This is a genomic window from Serratia sp. 506_PEND, assembly GCF_001076875.1.
GTDB classification, from domain to species: Bacteria; Pseudomonadota; Gammaproteobacteria; order Enterobacterales; family Enterobacteriaceae; genus Serratia; species Serratia marcescens.
The window spans coordinates 44,860-63,890 of the sequence record NZ_JVEL01000457.1 but is presented as its reverse complement, the minus strand read 5'-3'; the positions used below and the strand labels follow the sequence as shown (position 1 = coordinate 63,890).

The following is a 19,031-nucleotide window of genomic DNA, read 5'->3' as shown; positions in this document are numbered from 1 at the left end:
CTGGGGTCAGCGGCCTTAACGGCCTTTTTCCGCGCTGCCTGGTGTGCGCTGCAATTGTCGCGGTAAAACCTTGCCGCAGAGACATCCCTCTCCCCGGAAAGCAAGGTTCAGGCGACGTTTCCCTGCCGGCCCTCGTGCATTGGGTGGCGCTTAGTGGCGCCCCGAGTGGCCGAAGCCGCCTTCGCCGCGTTCGCTGCTGTCGAACTCTTCCACCAGGTTGAATTCGGCCTGCACCACCGGCACGAAGACCATCTGCGCGATGCGTTCGCCCGGCTCGATGGTGAAGTGCTTCTGGCCGCGGTTCCAAACGGACACCATCAGCTGGCCCTGATAATCGGAGTCGATCAGGCCGACCAGGTTGCCCAGCACGACGCCGTGCTTATGGCCCAGGCCTGAGCGCGGCAGGATCACCGCCGCCAGGCCGGCGTCGGCGATGTGGATCGCGAGGCCGGTAGGCAGCAGCGTGGTTTCACCCGGCGCCAGCTCTACCGCGCTATCCAGACAGGCGCGCAGGTCGAGACCGGCGGAGCCCGGCGTAGCGTAGGTCGGTAGCGGGAAATCCTGACCGATGCGCGGGTCGAGGATCTTAACGTCGATTTTTTTCATCATAACGGCTGACTATCTCGTCTATTAAACGTTGGCCAAGGAGTGCCTTGTCGCTCAGCGCCAGGCGCTTTTCTCCATCCTGCCAAAAAAGGTGCAGGGCATTGGTGTCGCTGTTGAACCCGTGCTCTGCAAGCGAAACATCGTTAGCGCAAATCAAATCCAGCTTCTTACGCGCCAGTTTTTGCCGCGCGTATTCTTCCACATTCTGGGTTTCGGCGGCAAACCCCACGACAAACGGTCGATTTTTGGTCATCGCCGCCACGCCGGCGACGATATCGGGGTTTTTTACCATCTTGAGGACGATTTCATCACCCTGTTTTTTTATTTTTTCATCGGCGATCCGCTCGGGACGGTAGTCAGCCACGGCGGCGCAGGAGATGAAAATCTGCTGCTGCGCGGCGCGCTGTTGCACCGCCTGTTCCATCTCCAGCGCGCTGGTGACGTCCACGCGTGCGACCCTCGGCGGCGTCGGCAGGCTCACCGGCCCGGCGATCAGCGTCACCTGCGCGCCGCGGGCGGCGGCGGCGCGGGCGATGGCGAAGCCCATTTTGCCGGAGCTGTGATTGCTGATGAAACGCACCGGATCCAGCGCTTCGCGCGTCGGGCCGGCGGTGATCATAACCTGCAAATGTTGCAGATCCTGCGGGGCGGAGAAATGACCGTTCGCCAGCTCGACGATGTCCAGCGGATCCAGCATGCGGCCCGGGCCGACGTCGCCGCAGGCCTGGCTGCCGCTGTCCGGCCCCCAGAGCAGCATGCCGCGCGCCTGCAGCGTTTGCAGGTTGGCCTGCGTGGCGGCGGCGCGATACATCTGCTGGTTCATGGCGGGGGCGGCGGCGATGGGGGCGTCGGTCGCCAGGCAGACGGTGGTCAGCAGATCGTTGGCCATGCCGGCGGCGACGCGCGCCAGCAGATCGGCGGTCGCCGGCGCCAGAATCACCAGATCCGCCCATTTGCCGAGTTCGATGTGGCCCATGGCGGCCTCGGCGGCGGGATCCAACAGATCGTCGGACACCGGGTGGCCGGAAACGGCCTGCAGCGTCAGCGGCGTAATGAACGCCTTGGCGGCGTGGGTCATCACCACGCGCACTTCTGCGCCCCTGTCGCGCAGGCGGCGCACCAGCTCTGGGCATTTGTAGGCGGCGATGCCGCCGCTGATGCCAAGCACAATATGTTTGCCGGAAAGTCCCGTCATCATCATTGTCCGATTGAAAGCCGAAAGATGCGCCATTTTAGCATATCCGCCGTTCAGGTGAGTGATTCCGCAATGGCTGCAGGGCGTTACATTGTGCTTTGCGAAACACTTCGCAATGTTATCAAACACCTGTCGAACGCGCCGGGCGGCGCGTGGCATGCTGTAGCCCTTTCAGGGAGGAACACGATGAGCAACCCGACTGTGGCGTGCTGGCCGGGCGCACTGGCGCCGCGTGAAAAGCTGTTGATGCAGGGGGCCGCGGCGCTGTCCGACGCGGAGCTGTTGGCCATTTTCTTGCGCACCGGGTTGCCCGGCGTGCACGTGATGCAGCTGGCGGAGCAGCTGCTGCGCCGGTTCGGCTCGCTTTACCACCTGATGTCGGCCGATCATCAGGCGTTTTGCAGTCAAAAAGGCCTGGGCGACGCCAGCTATACGCAGCTGCAGGCGATTGCCGAGCTGGCGCTGCGCTTCTTTTCCAGCCATTTGTCGCAGGAAAACGCCATGCTCAATCCGCGCGTCACCCAGCATTATCTGCAAAGCCTGCTGGCGCATCGCGAGCGAGAGGTCTTTTTGGTATTGTTTTTAGACAATCAGCACCGGGTTATTCGCCATCAGGAGATGTTTGCTGGTACCATCAGCAGCGTCGTCGTCTACCCGAGAGAAATTGTGCGTGAAGCGTTGAAGGCTAATGCCGCCGCGCTGATTCTCGCGCATAATCACCCTTCGGGTAAGGCTGAACCCAGTCATGCCGACCGTTTAATAACGGAACAGGTGGTGAAAGCCTGTCAGTTATTGGAGATCCGAGTGCTTGATCATTTGGTGATCGGTCGGGGTGAATGCGTCTCTTTTGCCGAGCGCGGATGGCTTTAAGCGATTTTTTCGCGATCCTTGTGGGATCTTTAGCTGTTCGGGACTTGAGCACTTACGCTTCAGAGCGTATACTACGCCACCTTTGAGAATCTTGGGTTTGGCGCAAGAGCCTATCTCAGCAGGTTTCTGACCTGATGTGTGGTTTCTACCTGATGACGAGAGTCTCCTCAGTATGAAGTTTGCTGAGATGGGCTCTAAAAGCCTGACGAGGCGGCCATACCCTATACGAAGCTCGAGCTGATTTGATTTTTGGAGAATAGACATGTCCCGAGTCTGCCAAGTTACTGGCAAGCGCCCGGTGAGCGGTAACAACCGTTCCCACGCAATGAACGCGACCAAACGCCGTTTTCTGCCTAACCTGCACTCACACCGTTTTTGGGTTGAGGCTGAGAAGCGCTTTGTAACTCTGCGTGTATCTGCTAAAGGTATGCGTGTTATCGATAAGAAGGGTATTGAGACGGTTCTGGCCGATCTGCGTGCCCGTGGTGAGAAGTATTAAGGAACTGAATCATGGCTAAAGGTGTTCGCGAGAAGATCAAGCTGGTTTCTTCTGCTGGTACTGGTCACTTCTATACCACCACGAAGAACAAGCGTACTAAGCCGGAAAAATTGGAACTGAAGAAATTCGATCCAGTTGTCCGTCAGCACGTAGTATACAAAGAAGCTAAAATTAAATAATTTTAGTGGATTAATGAAAAACCCGGCCTTGGCCGGGTTTTTTGTTTTATAAAGGGTAGAAAACGTCGGAGGGGAAGCCAGATGCCTGAATTACCGGAAGTTGAGACGAGCAGACGCGGTATAGAGCCTTATCTTGTCGGCCACAGCATTCAGTATGCGGTGGTGCGCAACGCGCGCCTGCGCTGGCCGGTTTCCGAACAGATCCTGACGCTGAGCGATCGGCCGGTGCTCAGCGTGCAGCGCCGGGCCAAATACCTGCTGATCGAGCTGGAGAACGGTTGGATTATCGTGCACCTGGGCATGTCGGGCAGCCTGCGCATGCTGCACGAGGAAAACGAAGACGAGGCCGGCAAACACGACCACGTCGATCTGGTGATCAGCAACGGCATGATCCTGCGCTATACCGATCCGCGCCGTTTCGGCGCCTGGCTGTGGTGCGAAGACCTGGCGACCAGCAGCGTGTTGGCGCATCTGGGGCCGGAACCGCTGAGCGAAGCGTTCAACGGCGACTACCTGTATGAAAAATCACGCAATAAGCGCACGCTGATCAAACCGTGGCTGATGGATAACAAGCTGGTGGTCGGCGTCGGTAACATTTACGCCAGCGAATCGCTGTTCAGCGCCGGGATCCTGCCCGATCGTCCGGCGGGATCGTTGAGCAAAGCCGAAGCGGAACTGCTGGCGAAGACCATCAAGGCGGTGTTGCAGCGCTCTATCGAGCAGGGTGGCACGACATTGCGCGACTTTTTGCAGTCGGACGGCAAACCGGGGTATTTCGCGCAGGAGTTGCAGGTTTACGGGCGGGCGGGAGAACCTTGCCGCGCGTGCGGCACGCCGATCGAATCCGCCAAGCACGGGCAGCGCAGCACCTTCTTTTGCCGGCGCTGCCAGCGCTGAGCATCACTCGGCGGCGAGCTTCGCCATCAGCGCTTGCGTCACCACATCAGGCAGGAAAGGCGCAATATCGCCGCCGTGACGCGCGACCTCCTTCACCAGTGAGGAGGAGATGAACGACCACTCTTCGGAAGGCATCAGGAACACGCTTTCCAGCGTCGGCATCAAATGGCGGTTCATGTTCGCCAGCTGCAGTTCGTATTCAAAGTCAGACACCGCACGCAGGCCGCGCACCAGGATGTTGGCATTCTGGTGAGCGGCAAAATGCGCCATCAGCTCGCTGAAGCCCAGTACTTCCACATTGTCCAGATGCGAGGTGACCTGCGTCGCCAACGCCACGCGCTCATCCAGGCTAAACAGCGGCTTTTTGCTTGGGCTGGCGGCGATGGCCAGAATCACGTGATCGAACATCAGCGACGCGCGCGTCACTAAATCCAGGTGGCCGTTGGTCATGGGATCGAACGTCCCGGGATAGATGGCTTTGCTGGTCATGATTCACTTCTCTGAGTAGTTGCGGCCCAATGCCCATAATGCGGCATATTTATTGAAGGTATATTGCGCGTTGACCACCGCCAACAGCAACCCCTGTTTGCCATCCAGGAAGCCGGCGCGCAGCAGCCAGGTTTTGACGAAGGCGCCGAGCGTGTGGGTCAGGATAGACAGATAGCCGCAACGCTTGCCGGCTCGATGACGCTGTGTGGCCCACTCTTCGGCATAGCGCAGCTGTTTGCGCTGGAAGGCGAAGAAGTCGCGGCAGGTCAGGTGCAGCATATCGCCGCTGAGGGGGATGACTTTGGCGTCGCCGATGTTCAGCGACTCGTGCACCAGATCGTCGTTATAGCGATAGCGTGGGTTGGCGTACAGGCGGTTGACGCGGTCGGGATACCAGCCGCTGTGGCGCATGAAGCGGCCAAGGAACAGGTTGCGCCGCGCACAGCTGTAGACGGCGCCGTCGTCCGGTGCGTTCAACACCCGTTCGATGGATTGCCGCAGTTCGGGCGTGACGCGTTCGTCGGCGTCGATCATCAAAACGTAGTCATGGCTGGCGTAGCTTTGCGCCAGCTGACGCTGCTTGCCGAATCCTTGCCAGTCGGTGTGCGTGAAGACTTTGGCGCCCAGGCTTTCGGCGACGGCGACGCTGTCGTCCTCGCTGCCGGAGTCCAGCACGATGATTTCATCGGCCCACTCGACCGAGCGCAGACAGTCCGGCAACAGCCCGGCTTCGTTTTTGGCGATCATCACCACCGACAGGCTTTTGCGGCTGCTCATTCAGTGGCTCCGGGGCGGCAGATGTGGTTCAAGCAGCTGCAGCAGGCGCTGCAACGCTCCCTGATTCTGATACAGCACTTCCACCGCATGGCGGCCGTAGTAGCGACGGTAATCTTCGTCAGTCAACAGGGTTTCCACTTCCTTCACCAGCGAATCCACGTCGGCCACGGTGATCAGGCCTTCGGCCTGCGAGAGCTTGGCGCAGATGTCTTTAAAGTTGAAGGTATGCGGGCCCATCAGCACCGGGATGGCGTGCGCGGCGGCTTCCAGCGGGTTGTGCCCGCCGCGTTCCACCAGGCTGCCGCCGACAAAGGCCAGATCGGCGATGCCGTACAGCAGCATCAGTTCGCCCATGGTATCGCCGATCACCACTTGGGTGCTGCCAGACGGGATTTCGCCGCTGCTGCGCAGGGTGTAGCTGAAGCCGGCTTTCTGCACCAGCTCCTTGGCGGTCGGGAAGCGTTCCGGGTGACGCGGCACCAGGATCAGCAGCAGGTCGGGGTGTTTTTCCAGCAGCTTGCGGTGCGCTTCCAGCAGGATGGTTTCTTCACCGTCATGGGTGCTGGTGGCGATCCACACCGGGCGGCGCGGCGCCCATTGGCGGCGCAGCGTAACGGCGCGGGCGGCCAGTTCCGGGGTGACGGAGATATCGAATTTCAGGCTGCCGGTTACGGCCAGCTGCGAGCGTTTCAGGCCCAGTTCGATAAACCGATCGCCGTCTTCCTGGTTCTGTGCGGCGATCAGCGTAATGCGGCGCAGCATATCGCGCATGAATCCGCCAATTTTCTTATAGCCGGCGGCGGAGCGGGCCGACAGGCGCGCATTGGCGATCACCAGGGGGATTTGCCGCTGATGCAGCGCGTTGATCAGGTTAGGCCACAGCTCGGTTTCCATGATGATCACCAGCTTGGGATTCACCTGGTCGAGGAAGCGGTTCATGGAACCGGGCAGATCGTAGGGCAGATAGACATGATGCACGTCTTTGCCGAAAGCGGACTGGACGCGTTCTGAACCTGTCGGGGTCATTGTGGTCACAGTTATCGGCAAAGCGGGGTAACGATGGCGCAGCGCCCGCACCAGCGGGATGGCCGCCAGCGTTTCGCCGACGGAGACGGAATGCAGCATGATGCCGCCCGGCACGACTTTCCCGGCGCAGAAGCCATAGCGTTCCGCCCAGCGTTTACGGTAGGCTGGAGCTTTGCGGCTGCGCAGCAGTAAGCGGAGCCAGATCAGGGGTTGGATGAGGTAGAGTAGTACCTGATATAAACGCAGCAACATTCTATCAATTTCATTTATATGGGTTATTCGGAATAGTACCATAACTGGAAGGGAAAGGCGCTAATTTGGTAACCTTGGGTGTCAGTTTCAGACAACCGGCGAGCGATTTCGCCGATAGGCTCGGAATGAAGAATATTTTAATTATTCGCCGCGACAACATCGGCGATCTTGTTTGCACCACGCCTCTGATTGAAGGGGTGAAAATTGCCTATCCAGACGCAAAAGTTTATCTGCTGATCAATAAAGTCAGCCAGGACGTTGTTAAAAACAACCCTCATCTCGAGAAAGTCTTTGTCTATAAAAAGGCCAAACACAAGGCGAAAAATGAAACGACGTTGGGCGTTTATTTCGAACGTCTGATGATCTTCCTGAAGCTGCGCAAAATAAAGTTCGATGCGGTCATTCTGGCCAACCCGGTGCCATGCAAATACAGCCTGCGTTTAGCGAAAATGGCCGGCGCCACCCATATCATCGGCGCCGATCTGGGCACGAAAGATATTCATCGCCCGTTCCGCAAGGACGATTTCCGCGGCCTCCATCAGGTCGAACACACCTACAGCTATTTATCGGCGATCACCGATCAATCCATTCCGATCCCGCCGGTGCGGGTATTCCTGACGCCTGAAGAGCGGCAATTGGCGGCGCAGCGGCTGCAGGAACGTCTGCCGTCGGTCGAACGGGTATGCGCCGTGCATATCAGCAGCCGCAGCCCGAAAAGACGCTGGCCGGTTGAACGCTATGCCGAAATCATCAACCGTCTGACCGCCGATCCCCACACCGGCGTGCTGATCTTTTGGTCGCCGCAGGGCACGCTGGCGCCGGATGACGTCGGCGATCAGCAGCGCGCCGAACAGCTGCTGGCGCTGTGCCAAAACGAACGCGTCGCGCTTTATCCGACGGCGTCGGTGCGCGAGCTGTTGGGCGGGTTTGATTTATGCGACCGGGTGCTGTGCAGCGACGGTGGGCAGATGCATCTTGCCGCTGCGTTGAATAAGGACATGGTGGTGTTCTTTGGCGATACCGATAAAACGTCCTGGCATCCATGGACCGGCCGTCATCATATTTTGCAGAGCGGGTCGGGGCACTGTGAAGATGTTTCTGTCGATGAGGTTTGGCAGAAAATGCAGGCGCTCAACTAACGAAGAAAATAAGGCAGGCATCCCCTGCCTTATTTATTTTTTTATTATTTTTCTTTCAGCTCAATATATTGATGGCAAATAGGCTCAAGCCCGTAGCTCAGCAATTGCTGTTGATTTATCTGTGGCGGGTTGGCGTAAATTTCCGCCATTTTTTCTGCCAGCGACGCTTCGTTTAATTCCGCCAACGCGTTAGCCATGCCGGCTTTTTCCAGAATTTCCGCAGGGCCGCCCGGACAGCGGGTGCTGACCACCGGCGTGTCGCACAACAGCGATTCTACCAGCACATTGCCAAACCCTTCGCTATCGGAGCTGAGCACCAACAGCGAGGCATGGCGGATAAACGGATAGGGATTGGTCTGGAAACCGAGGAACAGCACGCGCTCTGCGATGCCCAAGTCTGCCGCCAGACGCTTGACCTCGGCGAAGCGGGCGTCATCCCCGGTGCCGATCAAGGCCAGCGGCGCCTGAATGCCGGAGAGCGCATAGGCTTTCAGCAGGCGGTCATGCCGCTTGGTGGCGTGAAAGCGGCCGACGTGCACCAGATAGTCCTGGCCGGCCAGTTCGCAAGGCGCCGCCGCCTGTTGCCGGATGGCGTCGATGTCGAACGGATTGTTGATGACCGCCAGGCGGCGCGGGCGGATCGGCAAGTTCCGCTGCAGATCGTCGCCGACCGCCTGTGAAACGGCGACGATATTTCTCCCCTGGTAAACGTTGGCGATTTTGCGTTGCTTCAGCCAGCGATCCAGGCCTTTGCGGTGGCCGAGGTAGGAGGTGGAGAGAATGCCGTGAATGCAGAACCACAGGCGATCCGAAGCCAGCCGCTTGCTGCGGCTGACGATGCGATCGGTTTTGTGCAGGTTGGAGAACACCAGATCGAACGCGCCGCGTTGGCGCTCGTGTTCGGCTATCGCCCGATCCAGCGCGGCGGCGCGGCGCGGCAGCTCGGTCAGCTTGCGCCAGGGGGCACGGCTGCGATCGGCCACCACCTGATAATCAATGCCTGACGGGATAGGGTAATTGCAGACGTCACGCAGCGAGATCAGACTGACGTCATGCCCCTGTTGCTGCATGCCCTGACACAGGGTCAGCACCACTTTTTCCGCGCCGCCTCCCGGCAGGCCATCGATGATCATCAGAATACGCATAGCTAATCCAGTAACCGGTTATAGAGGGAAATGAGCTGTTCGGACAGATGCGCCGGCGTAGCCGTCATAATGCGCAATCTTGCCGCTTCGCCCATGGAGGATCCCAGCGCCTGGCGCGGCAGCGCCCGAATGGCTTCCGTGATGGCCGGCACGTCGAGCGCGTCGGTCACGAAGCCGTTCTGGCCCGGGGTGATAAACTCGGCGCCGCCGCAGGTGGTGCTGGTGATAACCGGCAGGCCGCAGGACATGGCTTCCAGAATCACATTCGGGAATGGATCGTACAGCGTCGGCAGCAGCAGCGCATCCGCGGCCTGATAGAACGGCAAGGTCTGTTTCTGCACGCCCATAAAGTGAATGCGATCGCCGCAGCCTAGTGACTGCGCCAGCGCCCGGTAGCGTTTTTCGGCCTTGTCTTTGCCGACCACCAGGAGGTGGCTGTCGGTCACCGCCACGGCGCGGATGGCGGCGGCCAGCCCTTTGCGCTCGAAACCGGAGCCGACGAAGACCAGGCAGTGCGCCTGTTGCGGGATCTGATATTGCTCGCGCAGACGTTGACGCTGGGCCTCGTCGGCGGGCGGGAATTTTTGATTGTCGATGGCGTTATAGATCACCGTGATCTTGTCGGCGGGCACGCCAAAGTCGGCGATGATTTCCTGCTTGATCATCTCGGCGTTGCAGATGACGGCTTTCAGCTCGGGCGCGGCGTACATGGCGCGTTCGGCGCACATCACATAGCGGTGATAGCGGTTGGAGAACAGCCACTTGCGGCGCCACTCCGGCAGCAGACGCGCGCGTTGCAGCAGCCAGCGGCGGTGTACGCCGTCGCCGGCGCGGTAGATGTCGCAGCCGGGAATGCGTTCGTGGCTTTGCACCAGATCGAAGCGCTCTTTCTGCCACAGCGCCCTGGCCGCCACGGCGAAGCCCCGTTCGCGGCTGATGCGGCCGAGCTTTAACGGATTGCACAGGTGAATGTGCCAGTTGGGATTGGCGTCACCTTGCCATTCGCGGGTGATGACGTTCAGATCGAGATCCTGTTGTTCCAGCGCTTCCAGGGCGCGGGAAACGAAACGTTCGGCTCCGCCGTCCGGGCGGTATTTTTGGCGAACGATCGCCAAACGAAATGCTTTCATGCCAGCGTGCTCCGCGCGGCTGCAATCACCGCGTCTGTAGGAATAAGGTCGAGATACCGTTCGTCGGTGCCGGTATCGATGGCGTCCGGATCGGGCAGTTCGCCGAAGTCGCCGGCCCAGATCACGGCGCCGGTAGCTTGCCACGGCCGCCAGAAAGTCAGCTTGGAAGGGCCGAACAGCGCCACGCACGGCGTTTGCAGCGCGGCGGCCATGTGCATAGGCACTGAATCCACGCCGATAAACAATTTGGCGTGGTCGATCAGGGCGGCCAGTTGGCGCAGCGTCAGCTGGCCGGCCAACGAGATTACGCCCTGCGGCGGGCAGAGCGCCAAAATGCGCTCGACCATGGCTTTTTCTCTGGCGTCGGGGCCGGAGGTGATCACCAACTGGTGTCCGTCGGCCTGCAAGGCGGTGAGGGTGGCGGCCATTTTCTCTTCGCTCCAGCATTTGAAGAACCAGCGCGAGGTGGGCTGCACCACAATATAACCGCCGGCGACGCCCTGTTTCTGCAACCGTTGCTCACAGGTTTGCCAATCCTGCGGATCGTAACTCATGGTCACATGTTCATTGAGCGCGGGCAGGTTCAGCGGCGCCAGCAGCGAAAGATTCTGTTCGACGGTATGCAGGTGGGCGTGATTGTCGACCGGCACCAGCTGCGTATGGCAATGGCGCCACAGGAAGCCGCGGCGTTTGGGGAAATCGAAGCCCAAACGGATGCGCGCGCCGGTCAGGCGCGTGATGATGGCGCTGCGCCACTGATCGGCCAGATTGACCACCAGATCGTAGCGCTGCGCCTTCAGGCGGCGTAGCAGCGCCAGTTCGTGCCCCAGATGCGCGCGGGCGCCCTGTTTTTTCCATTGGCGGTCGATGGCGAACAGCGTCGACAGTTCCGGATTACTGGCCAGCATCTCTTGTGTTTCCTGATACAGCAGCACATCAATCTGCGCCTGCGGGTAGTTTTGCCGCAGGCTGCTGATGACCGGCGTGACCAGCAGCATATCGCCGTGATGGCGCAGTTTTATGATCAAAATACGCTGTACGGATGGGGCGGAAGTTAGTGCTGGCGCGTCGTTCATCATGAGTCGCTTTCTGGGAAACCAATCTTTGATTCTAAATGACCCGATCGCATGTGGCTACTGTTGCACGGTTTTCTTGCCGGGCCGCAAAAAAATCGCCGAGCCGGGGACGAATGCGCTTCAACGTTGTCCAAACCAGGCAGCAAAGTCGTTTGCCCTGGCGAAACGGCCTGCGTAACATAGTGCATTCTGTTGATATCAGGCTCGATATTCATGACTAAACCGGCGTTTCTCATCACCATTGATACCGAAGGCGATAATCTGTGGCAAAACCACGATCGCATCGCGACCGAAAACACGCGTTTCTTGCCGCGCTTTCAGGCGCTGTGCGAGAAATACGCCTTCAAACCGGTTTATCTCACCAACTATGAAATGGCGATGGACCCGGCTTACGTCGAGTTCGCGCGCGACGTGATCGCCCGCGACGCCGGCGAGGTCGGCATGCACCTGCACGCCTGGAACAGCCCGCCGTTGACGCCGCTGACCGACGATGACTGGCGCCACAAGCCTTATTTGATCGAGTATCCCGCCGATCAGATCCGCGCCAAGGTCGATCACATGACCAAGCTGCTGGAAGATGCCTTCCAGACCAAAATGCTTAGCCATCGCGCCGGTCGTTGGGCGTTCAACGAATACTATGCCTCACTGCTGCTGGAATACGGCTATCAGGTGGACTGCTCGGTGACGCCGCGGGTCAACTGGCAGTTTTCGCCGGGTAACCCGCAGGGCAACGGCGGTACCGATTACAGCCGGTTCCCGTCGCAGGCCTATTTCATCGATCCGCAGAACATCGCCAAGCCGGGCGCTTCGGCGCTGCTGGAAGTGCCGATGAGCATCCAGTACAAGCATTCGGCGCTGATGAATGCGTTCAAGCAGGGCTATGATCGGCTGCGCGGCAAGCGGCGTTCGCCGTCCGTCAACTGGCTGCGGCCGAGTGGCGGCAACGTGGCTAAGATGCTCAGCGTGGCTGAGGCATCGCTGGCGCAGGGGCATGACTACGTTGAATTCATGCTGCACTCCTCCGAATTTATGCCGGGCGGCAGCCCGACGTTCAAAACCGAGCAGGATATCGAAGGGCTGTACCGCGATCTGGAGCAGCTGTTTGACTGGCTGCAGCAGCGCACGGTGGGCATGACGCTGGCCGAGTATTATCAACTTAAAGCGAACTAAGCACGCACATGTCGAAGAAATGGAAAATCAAGGTTGCCGACTGGTTCTTGCGGCGCTATACGGCGAAATACGGCCGTTTTCAGGACAAGGCGACGTTCGACGGCGCCCAGCAGTTTGACAATATCGTCATCTATTCCACCACGGCGTTGGGCGACTTCATGTTCAACACGCCGGCATTGAGGGCGATGCGGGAACGCTACCCCAACGCGCACATCACGCTGGTGGTGCACAAGAAAAACCGCGAGCTGGTGGAAAACGGCCGCTATTACGATCGCGTGGTGTATTGGGACAGCAAGATCAAGACGATACGCCCGTTGCTGAAATCGCTGCGCGAACATCAGCCGGATTTGGCGCTGATCCTGCACTCCCATCTGCCTTATGACATCATCAGCGCCGTACTGGCCGGGGCGAAGTACATTATCCGCGATAACTACAGCTCGGGCATTTGCGGGCTGGAGCCTTGGCTGACCAACTATGTCTTCCATTATTACGGCCACTTCGTGCGCCGCAAGCTGGAGCTGATTTCCATTTTAGGTTGCCGCAGCGACGATCCGACGATGGAAATTCCCGTGGATTATCAGCGCGGCGTCAAAAGCAGCGACCACCCCACCATCGGGTTTCAATTGGGGGCATCGACGGAGTCGCGTTGCTGGCCGGTTTCACACTATGCGCGGCTGGCCGATGAGCTGGTGGCGAAGCACCCCAATGTACGCATCGTGCTGATTGGCGCACCGTTTGATGACGGCAAGGCCAAACAGTTTATGAGCCTGATCGGCCCGCAAACGCAGGCCTGCGTGGATAACCAGATCGGCAAAACGGGGCTGCAAGGCTTGCTGACGTTGCTCGACAGTTTCCATGTTCTGGTCACCGGCGACACCGGGCCGCTGCATCTGGCGGTGGCGTTGAAGGTGAAAACCATCAGCCTGTTCGTGACCGCCGATTCACGCTCCACCGGGCCGATTCAGGATCCTGAACTGCACCGCATCATTCAGGTGTCGCGTACCGGCTATACGATGCCGCTGGAGGCAGAAAGCCCGATGGGGGTTATTCAACCGCAGCGGATTTATGACGAACTGGTCGCGCACGTGCCTTTAGCGCGCTAAAGGTGCGGCGACGCATCGGCCGCGAGGCCGATGCGGTTAGCGCGGCCTGCGCCCGCGCAGCTTAGAAAGCAAGGTATCCACTCGCGCATAGCGCATCTGACGGACTTTTTTGCCCGGCACGTCGCTGTTGCGGCAGACAGCGGCGGCGCGGCGCAGAATGTGCAGCGTTGCCGGCGCGTAATGATAATACCCGTACACCGCCTTCGACATGCTTTTCACCTCGGAAAAGCAGTTGGCCAGCATCAGGGCGGCCAACCGGCGCAGCGGCTCATCCCCAGGATGTTGCGCCACAAAGCGCAGCATTTTCTCCATAGCGAACAACAGATCGTCAATATCTTTGGGTTTGATATTGCGGGTGATGCCCTGGTTGTTATCCCGATAGAAGTAGAGTTCGCACTCAAGATGGGCGATACGGCGAGTTTTGAAATACTGAAAAGGCGTGAAAATCACGTCTTCATAGCGCCTGCCGTCTTCGAACGCTTCCCCTGCCAGCAGCGTGCGTTTATATACCCGGCTCCAGAGATGCCACATTGAGCGCGCGAACAGCGGTTGCAGGCAGCTCAGCCCCAACGATGAAAAGTCGTAGGCTACGGGCTGCGTCGCGCGGTTCTCGGATTTCGGCGGTTGTTCGGTGAACTTCTGATAATTAAAATCGATCAGGTCATACTCACCGGCGATCAGCAGGGGATGCAGGATCGCCAGATAGTCGTCGCTTAGCAGATCGTCGCCGTCGAGAAAGGTGACGTAGCGCCCGGTGGCTTGCTGCATGCCGACATTGCGGGCGTGCGCAATACCGCCGTTGGCCTGAGAAATAAAAGCCACCTGCGGATGCTGCCGCTGCGCCAGATACCGGCTGACCAGCGCCCCCGACGCATCGGTAGAGCCATCGTCGATGATCACCACCTCAATATCATCAGAAATCTGCGTAAATAACGAATCCAGCGCAGCGATGACGAACGCTTCGTTATTATAAAACGGCACGATAACGCTGAGCAGCGGTGGCTGAATGTTCACGCGGCCTGCTCCTGTGCGGAAGGCTGTCTCGCCACGGAGAGCACCCCAGCGATCAGCGCCAGACAGAACATGGCGGTGCCTTCCGTGCTGAAGAAGATGACGTCGCTCAGCCCGTAAACGAACAGGCTGGCGCTCACGCTCAGCAACAGCGCGTTGCGCTGCGGCCGGAACGAAGAGAAGAACAGGCAGACATAGAGCGCCAGCAGCAGCAGTACGCCCCAGACGCCCTTGAGCGAGTAGGTTTCCAGCAGCTCGTTGTGCAGGTGGACGTTGATATAGGGCATAACGCCAGACAGGCGAGGTTGCTGTGCGACCATCGCACGGATCTCTTCGCCGCGCTGTTCGGCGGATTGGCCCCAGGGGGCTTGTGAGCCGGTACGCCATGCCAGCGTTTGCATCGACAGCCGTGAAATGATCGAGTTTTCAGTCTGTGGCTGATCCATCAGACGCATATCGGTCTCAAAGGCCTGAATGCGTTCTTCTATCTGCGGTTTAAACACCAGGCCGCAGGCTACGAGCAGCAGCGGTACCGAGGCCATCAACGCGAGTTTGTGTTTTCTGGAAACCAGTTGCTTGGTGGCCAGCAGCGACAGACAAATCGCCACCGGGTAGACCAGCATCGCCGCGCGGGTGCCGGTGAGCACCAGCGCAGAGAAGGACAGCAGGAATGCCGCAATGTACAACAACAGACGGTAGCGGGTGCGCAGCATCAGGATGGCTTGCATCATGACCAGATCGATGGCGGTCATCAGGTAGGCGGCGACCGTGGCGCGATCGAAGTTGAGCTCTACGCGCGGGATATCCAGACGCAGCCCTTGATAGAGGGAATAACCGTTGATCGCCAGACCGGTGACGAGAGCCACAACGATCAACAGGCGCTGCACGCACAACCGCTCATTGAGCGCAATCAGCAAGATGAAAGCGGTCGCGAGCTGCAGTTTGCCGGTCGACATATAAGAGCGATAAATATTGATGTAGTCACCCGGCTGTTTGAAGTGATGCATCCAGAGGATGGTTCCCATGCCTACGCTGAACATCAACGCGGGCAGCAGCAGATTTCTAACGTTGCTGAAGTAGTAGCGCGGGTATAGGCAAACGGCGATAAAGGCGATGTAGCTGGAAACGTAAAACAGATTGCGTCCGGTCGCGGAACCGAAAGGGATGGTGCAAAAAGCGATGGCGCACCCCAGATAGATCAGATAGCTGAAGGCAGGGTGCGGCGTTCTGTATTTTAGCATCGGGCGTGTTTTCCGGCTCACGTTTCAATTAAGCGATAAAGGATCGCAGCGTGTCGTCGAATTCAACTTTGAACTGAGCATAGTTGAAATGTTCCGCAGGATAGCGCTGCGCATTTCGGCTCAGAGTCTGGTAGGCTTCGCGCTCCAGCAATTTCTCAACGGCATCCGCACAGTCGATATGCGACAGCAGCTTGGGCGCCACCAGGCTATCGGTCAACGGATCGTAGACCTCATGCGGGAAGTCGACCTCGATATCGGTGAGCTGCCGGTGCTGTTCGATGGTGACCGACGGCGTCAGGCCAATGCCGCAGACCTCGTCTTTCACCGCTTCCGGCTGGCCGTCGACCTGCGGGAAGATGACCGGCACGCCGAAATAGAGCGATTCCATGCAGGACAAGCCGAACGGCTCGGTGATCGGCGTGCTCATGTAGATGTGCGTGCGATTGAAGAAGCCGGCGACGTCATCCTGATAACCGCTGAAAGTGACGCGATCGCCGAGCTGAAGCCGATCCGCCAGCGCCTCGAACGCCGCGCGATCCGGCCCTTTGCCGGCCACTTCCAGCGTGACGTCATGCCCGCGCCGCAGCAGTTCCTGCATCATCAATAATGAAACGCTGATGCCTTTCAGGCTGACCAGGCGTGAGGCCGTGCCGATCCTGACCGGCTGCGACAGCGTTTTCGGCGCGGCGTCGATCCCCGCCGGCGTCTTGATGCGGTTGATCACCACGTGATTGGGGCAAGGCAGATTAAAGCGCAGCTCCATCACCCGCTTCGACGCGTGTGAGGCGGAAATGACGCCGTCCAGCATGGCGAAGAAACGCAGCGTCTTTTTATTCTTGGGGTAACGCCAAGAGCAGCCGTGATCGTAGTAAACCAGCTTGCCGCGCTTGGGTTTGGCCGCCAGCCCCGGCACCAGGTCCCAGACGATCACCACGTCGGCGTTGGCCCGCTCGATTTTCCACTTCAGCAAAAATTTGCGCAGGAACTGCGGGCAGCGCAGCGGCAGCGCATTGATCAGGCGGTTGGCGAAGGTGACGGGCTGATGCGCAGGCAACTGGCGGCGGATCTCTTCGCCAATGTCGCCGCTGATGCACAAGACCTGGTTGCTGCCGTCGGTGGTATCGTTGATGTACTGCAGAAACAGGCGCTCGACGCCGCCCATTTTACCCAGGTTGATAATATGCAGTTTTTTCATGCTATAACCTTTTGCAACGCCTGCCATGCCGTATCGGCGTCAATTGTCGCCATGCTTTTTTCCGGCGAAATCAGCGAGTGCTGATTTTGCCCGTAGCCGCCGATCAGACCGGGATCGGTCGGCCCGAACAGCGTGATGTTCGGTTTGTCGAGCGCGGCGGTCAAATGGCTGAGCCCGGTGTCGACCGAGACCACGCCCCTGGCGCCGGCCAGCACCTCGGCCACCTGCTGCAGGCTGAGCTTCGGCAGCACTTCGACATGTGAAAAACCTTCCGCCAAGCGCAGCGCGCGCTGATGTTCATGCTCTGCGCCCCACGGCAGTTTGATCTTCAGCCCGCTGTCCGCCGTCAGTGAGATCAGCTCACGCCAGTTTTGCTCCGGCCAATGCTTGTCGTCACGGGTTGTCGCGTGCAAAAACACCAAATACTGCCCGGCATCGGCCGGCGGGCGGCTGAGAAAGCGTGCGGCGATGGCGTAATCGCCGTAGCTGCCTGGCTTGTCGTAGCCAAGGCTTTTGGCGAACAGTTCGCGCGTGCGCTCCACCGCGTGCTGCTGCTTGTCTATCTCATGGCGCACATTGTAGAACCAGCTGGCGAACGGTTCGCGCGCGCTCTTGCAGTCCGGGCCATGTTTGTCGCCTTTGGCGATGCGCGTGATTAGCGCGGCGCTTTTGATCAGGCCCTGCGCGTCGATCACCACGTCGTAACGGCGTTCTTGCAGCGCGCGTTTGAAGTCGCAGCGCTGTTGCCGAGTGTCGTTGCCGAACCAATTTTTTCGCCAGCGGCGAATGGCCACCGAGATCACGCGATCTACCGCCGGGTGCCAGGTGGGGATTTGGCTGAAGCCTTCTTCCACCACCCAGTCGAAGCGAATATCGGGAATGGCCTGCAGCGCGTCGGTCAGGGCGGGCAGTGTATGCAGCACGTCCCCCATCGAGGAGGTTTTTACAATTAACACCTGCATGATTATTCCTCGCTGGCGACAAGTAACGGCGTCAGCGCGTCCAACACTTGCTGCGGCTGAATATCGATCAAACTTTGGTGGTATCCCTGCTCGGCATCGCCCTTACGCACCTTGTGGTAGCCGCTGATCAGACGAATGACCCGCGCCTTGTCGGAAAGCGGCGGCGTGAAGTCGGGGCTGCTTGGGCCGTACAAGGCTATCAGCGGTTTGTTCAACGCTGCGGCAACGTGCATTAAACCGGAGTCGTTGCTGACCACCGCCCGGCAGGCTGCGATCAGGATAACTGCTTGCTCCAGCTGGGTTTTTCCGGCCAGGTTAAGGCAGAAATCGCGGGCGTCTTCCTGCAGCGCGGCGCGGATCTGTTCGCCGGCCTCATGGTCTTTCGCCGAACCGAACAGCGCGATTTGATAGCCGCTCTCGATCAGCCGTTGTGCCAGCGCCGCGTAGTGATAGTGCGGCCAGCGCTTGGCGGGGCCGAATTCTGCGCCCGGGCAAAAGCCGACGATCGGGCGGCTGTCGGTCAGGTTGAAGGCCGCGGTGGTATCGGCGATCTCTTCGTCGCTCACCTGCAGCCGCGGCCACAGCAGCGGCTGCGGCAGATCGTCGGCGCGCTGAATGCGCCCTTTGTCATAGGCCAGCGCCACATAGCGTTGCACCATCAGCGGGAAGGCGGCCTTGTCGAGCACGCGGACATCGTTCAGCAGGCCGTAACGCATTTCGCCCCGCCAACCGGTGCGCTGCGGGATATCGGCGAAGAAGGGCACCAGCGCGGATTTGAACGAGTTGGGCAGAACGTAAGCGCGATCGTAACGGTTGGCGCGCAGAGCGCGCCCCAGGCGGCGGCGCTCGCCGAGCCCCAGCGCGCCGTGGCCCAGCGGCATCGCCAGCGCCTGATTGACTTCCGGCATGCGCGCCAGCAACGGGCGGCACCAGGCCGGCGCCATCACATCGATCTCCGCCGACGGGTATTCGGCCTTCAGGGTGCGATAGAGACTTTGCGACATCATCATGTCGCCAACCCAAGAAGGGCCGATAACCAGTATTTTCATACCCAGCGTTAATTCCTTCA

20 protein-coding genes are annotated in these 19,031 nt (G+C 59.4%); 7 read left to right on the top strand and 13 right to left on the bottom strand.

Features of this window, described 5'->3' with window-relative positions:
- Positions 1-150: 150 nt before the first annotated feature.
- Together dut and coaBC are read right to left on the bottom strand one after the other, a co-directional pair.
- Positions 151-609: a dUTP diphosphatase gene (dut, locus tag ADK28_RS18255; RefSeq protein ID WP_016929680.1), complete on the bottom strand. Its 459-nt coding sequence runs from the start codon at positions 607-609 to the stop codon at positions 151-153.
- The gene (gene coaBC / locus ADK28_RS18250) at positions 587-1,804 is read right to left on the bottom strand and encodes a bifunctional phosphopantothenoylcysteine decarboxylase/phosphopantothenate--cysteine ligase CoaBC (RefSeq protein WP_033641334.1); all 1,218 of its coding nucleotides are present in this window, start codon (positions 1,802-1,804) and stop codon (positions 587-589) included. The genes dut and coaBC overlap by 23 nt, the downstream gene beginning before the upstream one ends.
- A gap of 183 nt (positions 1,805-1,987) precedes the next feature.
- Between coaBC and radC the strand changes: the two genes are divergently transcribed.
- From radC to mutM, 4 genes are all read left to right on the top strand, one after another.
- Positions 1,988-2,671: a RadC family protein gene (gene radC / locus ADK28_RS18245; protein ID WP_016929682.1), complete on the top strand. Its 684-nt coding sequence runs from the start codon at positions 1,988-1,990 to the stop codon at positions 2,669-2,671.
- Between the two features lie 262 nt (positions 2,672-2,933).
- Positions 2,934-3,170: a 50S ribosomal protein L28 gene (gene rpmB, locus ADK28_RS30290; RefSeq protein ID WP_004931195.1), complete on the top strand. Its 237-nt coding sequence runs from the start codon at positions 2,934-2,936 to the stop codon at positions 3,168-3,170.
- A gap of 11 nt (positions 3,171-3,181) precedes the next feature.
- Entirely contained in the window at positions 3,182-3,349 is a 168-nt protein-coding gene (gene rpmG, locus ADK28_RS18240; RefSeq protein ID WP_002442576.1) for a 50S ribosomal protein L33, read from the top strand.
- Between the two features lie 81 nt (positions 3,350-3,430).
- The gene (gene mutM / locus ADK28_RS18235) at positions 3,431-4,246 is read left to right on the top strand and encodes a bifunctional DNA-formamidopyrimidine glycosylase/DNA-(apurinic or apyrimidinic site) lyase (RefSeq protein ID WP_048796320.1); all 816 of its coding nucleotides are present in this window, start codon (positions 3,431-3,433) and stop codon (positions 4,244-4,246) included.
- 3 nt (positions 4,247-4,249) lie between these two features.
- On the opposite strand, the gene coaD is transcribed toward mutM, so the two are convergent.
- From coaD to waaA, 3 genes are read right to left on the bottom strand one after another with little or no spacing between them, the layout of a single operon-like run.
- Positions 4,250-4,735: a pantetheine-phosphate adenylyltransferase gene (gene coaD / locus ADK28_RS18230; protein ID WP_004931181.1), complete on the bottom strand. Its 486-nt coding sequence runs from the start codon at positions 4,733-4,735 to the stop codon at positions 4,250-4,252.
- Positions 4,736-4,738: 3 nt separating this feature from the next.
- Positions 4,739-5,512, bottom strand: a complete 774-nt coding sequence (locus tag ADK28_RS18225; protein ID WP_016929684.1) for a glycosyltransferase family 2 protein — start codon at positions 5,510-5,512, stop codon at positions 4,739-4,741.
- Entirely contained in the window at positions 5,513-6,790 is a 1,278-nt protein-coding gene (gene waaA / locus ADK28_RS18220; protein ID WP_016929685.1) for a lipid IV(A) 3-deoxy-D-manno-octulosonic acid transferase, read from the bottom strand.
- Between the two features lie 125 nt (positions 6,791-6,915).
- Between waaA and ADK28_RS18215 the strand changes: the two genes are divergently transcribed.
- The gene (locus ADK28_RS18215; RefSeq protein WP_033639127.1) at positions 6,916-7,929 is read left to right on the top strand and encodes a glycosyltransferase family 9 protein; all 1,014 of its coding nucleotides are present in this window, start codon (positions 6,916-6,918) and stop codon (positions 7,927-7,929) included.
- Between the two features lie 44 nt (positions 7,930-7,973).
- On the opposite strand, the gene ADK28_RS18210 is transcribed toward ADK28_RS18215, so the two are convergent.
- Genes ADK28_RS18210 through rfaQ form a run of 3 tightly spaced genes read right to left on the bottom strand, consistent with a single transcriptional unit; the run spans position 7,974 to position 11,283 of the window.
- Positions 7,974-9,074: a glycosyltransferase gene (locus ADK28_RS18210; RefSeq protein ID WP_048796319.1), complete on the bottom strand. Its 1,101-nt coding sequence runs from the start codon at positions 9,072-9,074 to the stop codon at positions 7,974-7,976.
- Positions 9,075-9,076: 2 nt separating this feature from the next.
- A complete protein-coding gene (locus tag ADK28_RS18205; protein ID WP_048796318.1) occupies positions 9,077-10,204 on the bottom strand; it encodes a glycosyltransferase family 4 protein in 1,128 nt (375 codons plus the stop codon).
- On the bottom strand, positions 10,201-11,283 hold the full coding sequence (gene rfaQ, locus ADK28_RS18200; protein ID WP_033639129.1) for a putative lipopolysaccharide heptosyltransferase III: 1,083 nt from the start codon (positions 11,281-11,283) through the stop codon (positions 10,201-10,203). Before rfaQ ends, ADK28_RS18205 begins: the two co-directional genes overlap by 4 nt.
- 210 nt (positions 11,284-11,493) lie before the next feature.
- Between rfaQ and ADK28_RS18195 the strand changes: the two genes are divergently transcribed.
- Together ADK28_RS18195 and ADK28_RS18190 are read left to right on the top strand one after the other, a co-directional pair.
- Positions 11,494-12,450, top strand: coding sequence for a polysaccharide deacetylase family protein (locus ADK28_RS18195; protein ID WP_048796317.1), 957 nt, complete (start codon positions 11,494-11,496; stop codon positions 12,448-12,450).
- A gap of 8 nt (positions 12,451-12,458) precedes the next feature.
- Positions 12,459-13,553: a glycosyltransferase family 9 protein gene (locus ADK28_RS18190; protein ID WP_025304689.1), complete on the top strand. Its 1,095-nt coding sequence runs from the start codon at positions 12,459-12,461 to the stop codon at positions 13,551-13,553.
- 36 nt (positions 13,554-13,589) lie between these two features.
- Here the strand turns inward: ADK28_RS18190 and ADK28_RS18185 are convergent, their stop codons facing one another.
- The 5 genes from ADK28_RS18185 to rfaF are packed head-to-tail and all read right to left on the bottom strand — an operon-like array spanning position 13,590 to position 19,011.
- Positions 13,590-14,567, bottom strand: coding sequence for a glycosyltransferase (locus ADK28_RS18185; RefSeq protein WP_048796316.1), 978 nt, complete (start codon positions 14,565-14,567; stop codon positions 13,590-13,592).
- On the bottom strand, positions 14,564-15,805 hold the full coding sequence (locus tag ADK28_RS18180) for an O-antigen ligase family protein (protein ID WP_048796315.1): 1,242 nt from the start codon (positions 15,803-15,805) through the stop codon (positions 14,564-14,566). The genes ADK28_RS18185 and ADK28_RS18180 overlap by 4 nt, the downstream gene beginning before the upstream one ends.
- Positions 15,806-15,833: 28 nt before the next feature.
- Entirely contained in the window at positions 15,834-17,000 is a 1,167-nt protein-coding gene (locus ADK28_RS18175) for a glycosyltransferase (protein WP_048796314.1), read from the bottom strand.
- Positions 16,997-17,962: a lipopolysaccharide heptosyltransferase RfaC gene (gene rfaC / locus ADK28_RS18170; protein ID WP_048796313.1), complete on the bottom strand. Its 966-nt coding sequence runs from the start codon at positions 17,960-17,962 to the stop codon at positions 16,997-16,999. The genes ADK28_RS18175 and rfaC overlap by 4 nt, the downstream gene beginning before the upstream one ends.
- Positions 17,963-17,964: 2 nt before the next feature.
- The gene (gene rfaF / locus ADK28_RS18165; protein ID WP_016929695.1) at positions 17,965-19,011 is read right to left on the bottom strand and encodes an ADP-heptose--LPS heptosyltransferase RfaF; all 1,047 of its coding nucleotides are present in this window, start codon (positions 19,009-19,011) and stop codon (positions 17,965-17,967) included.
- Positions 19,012-19,031: the final 20 nt, after the last annotated feature.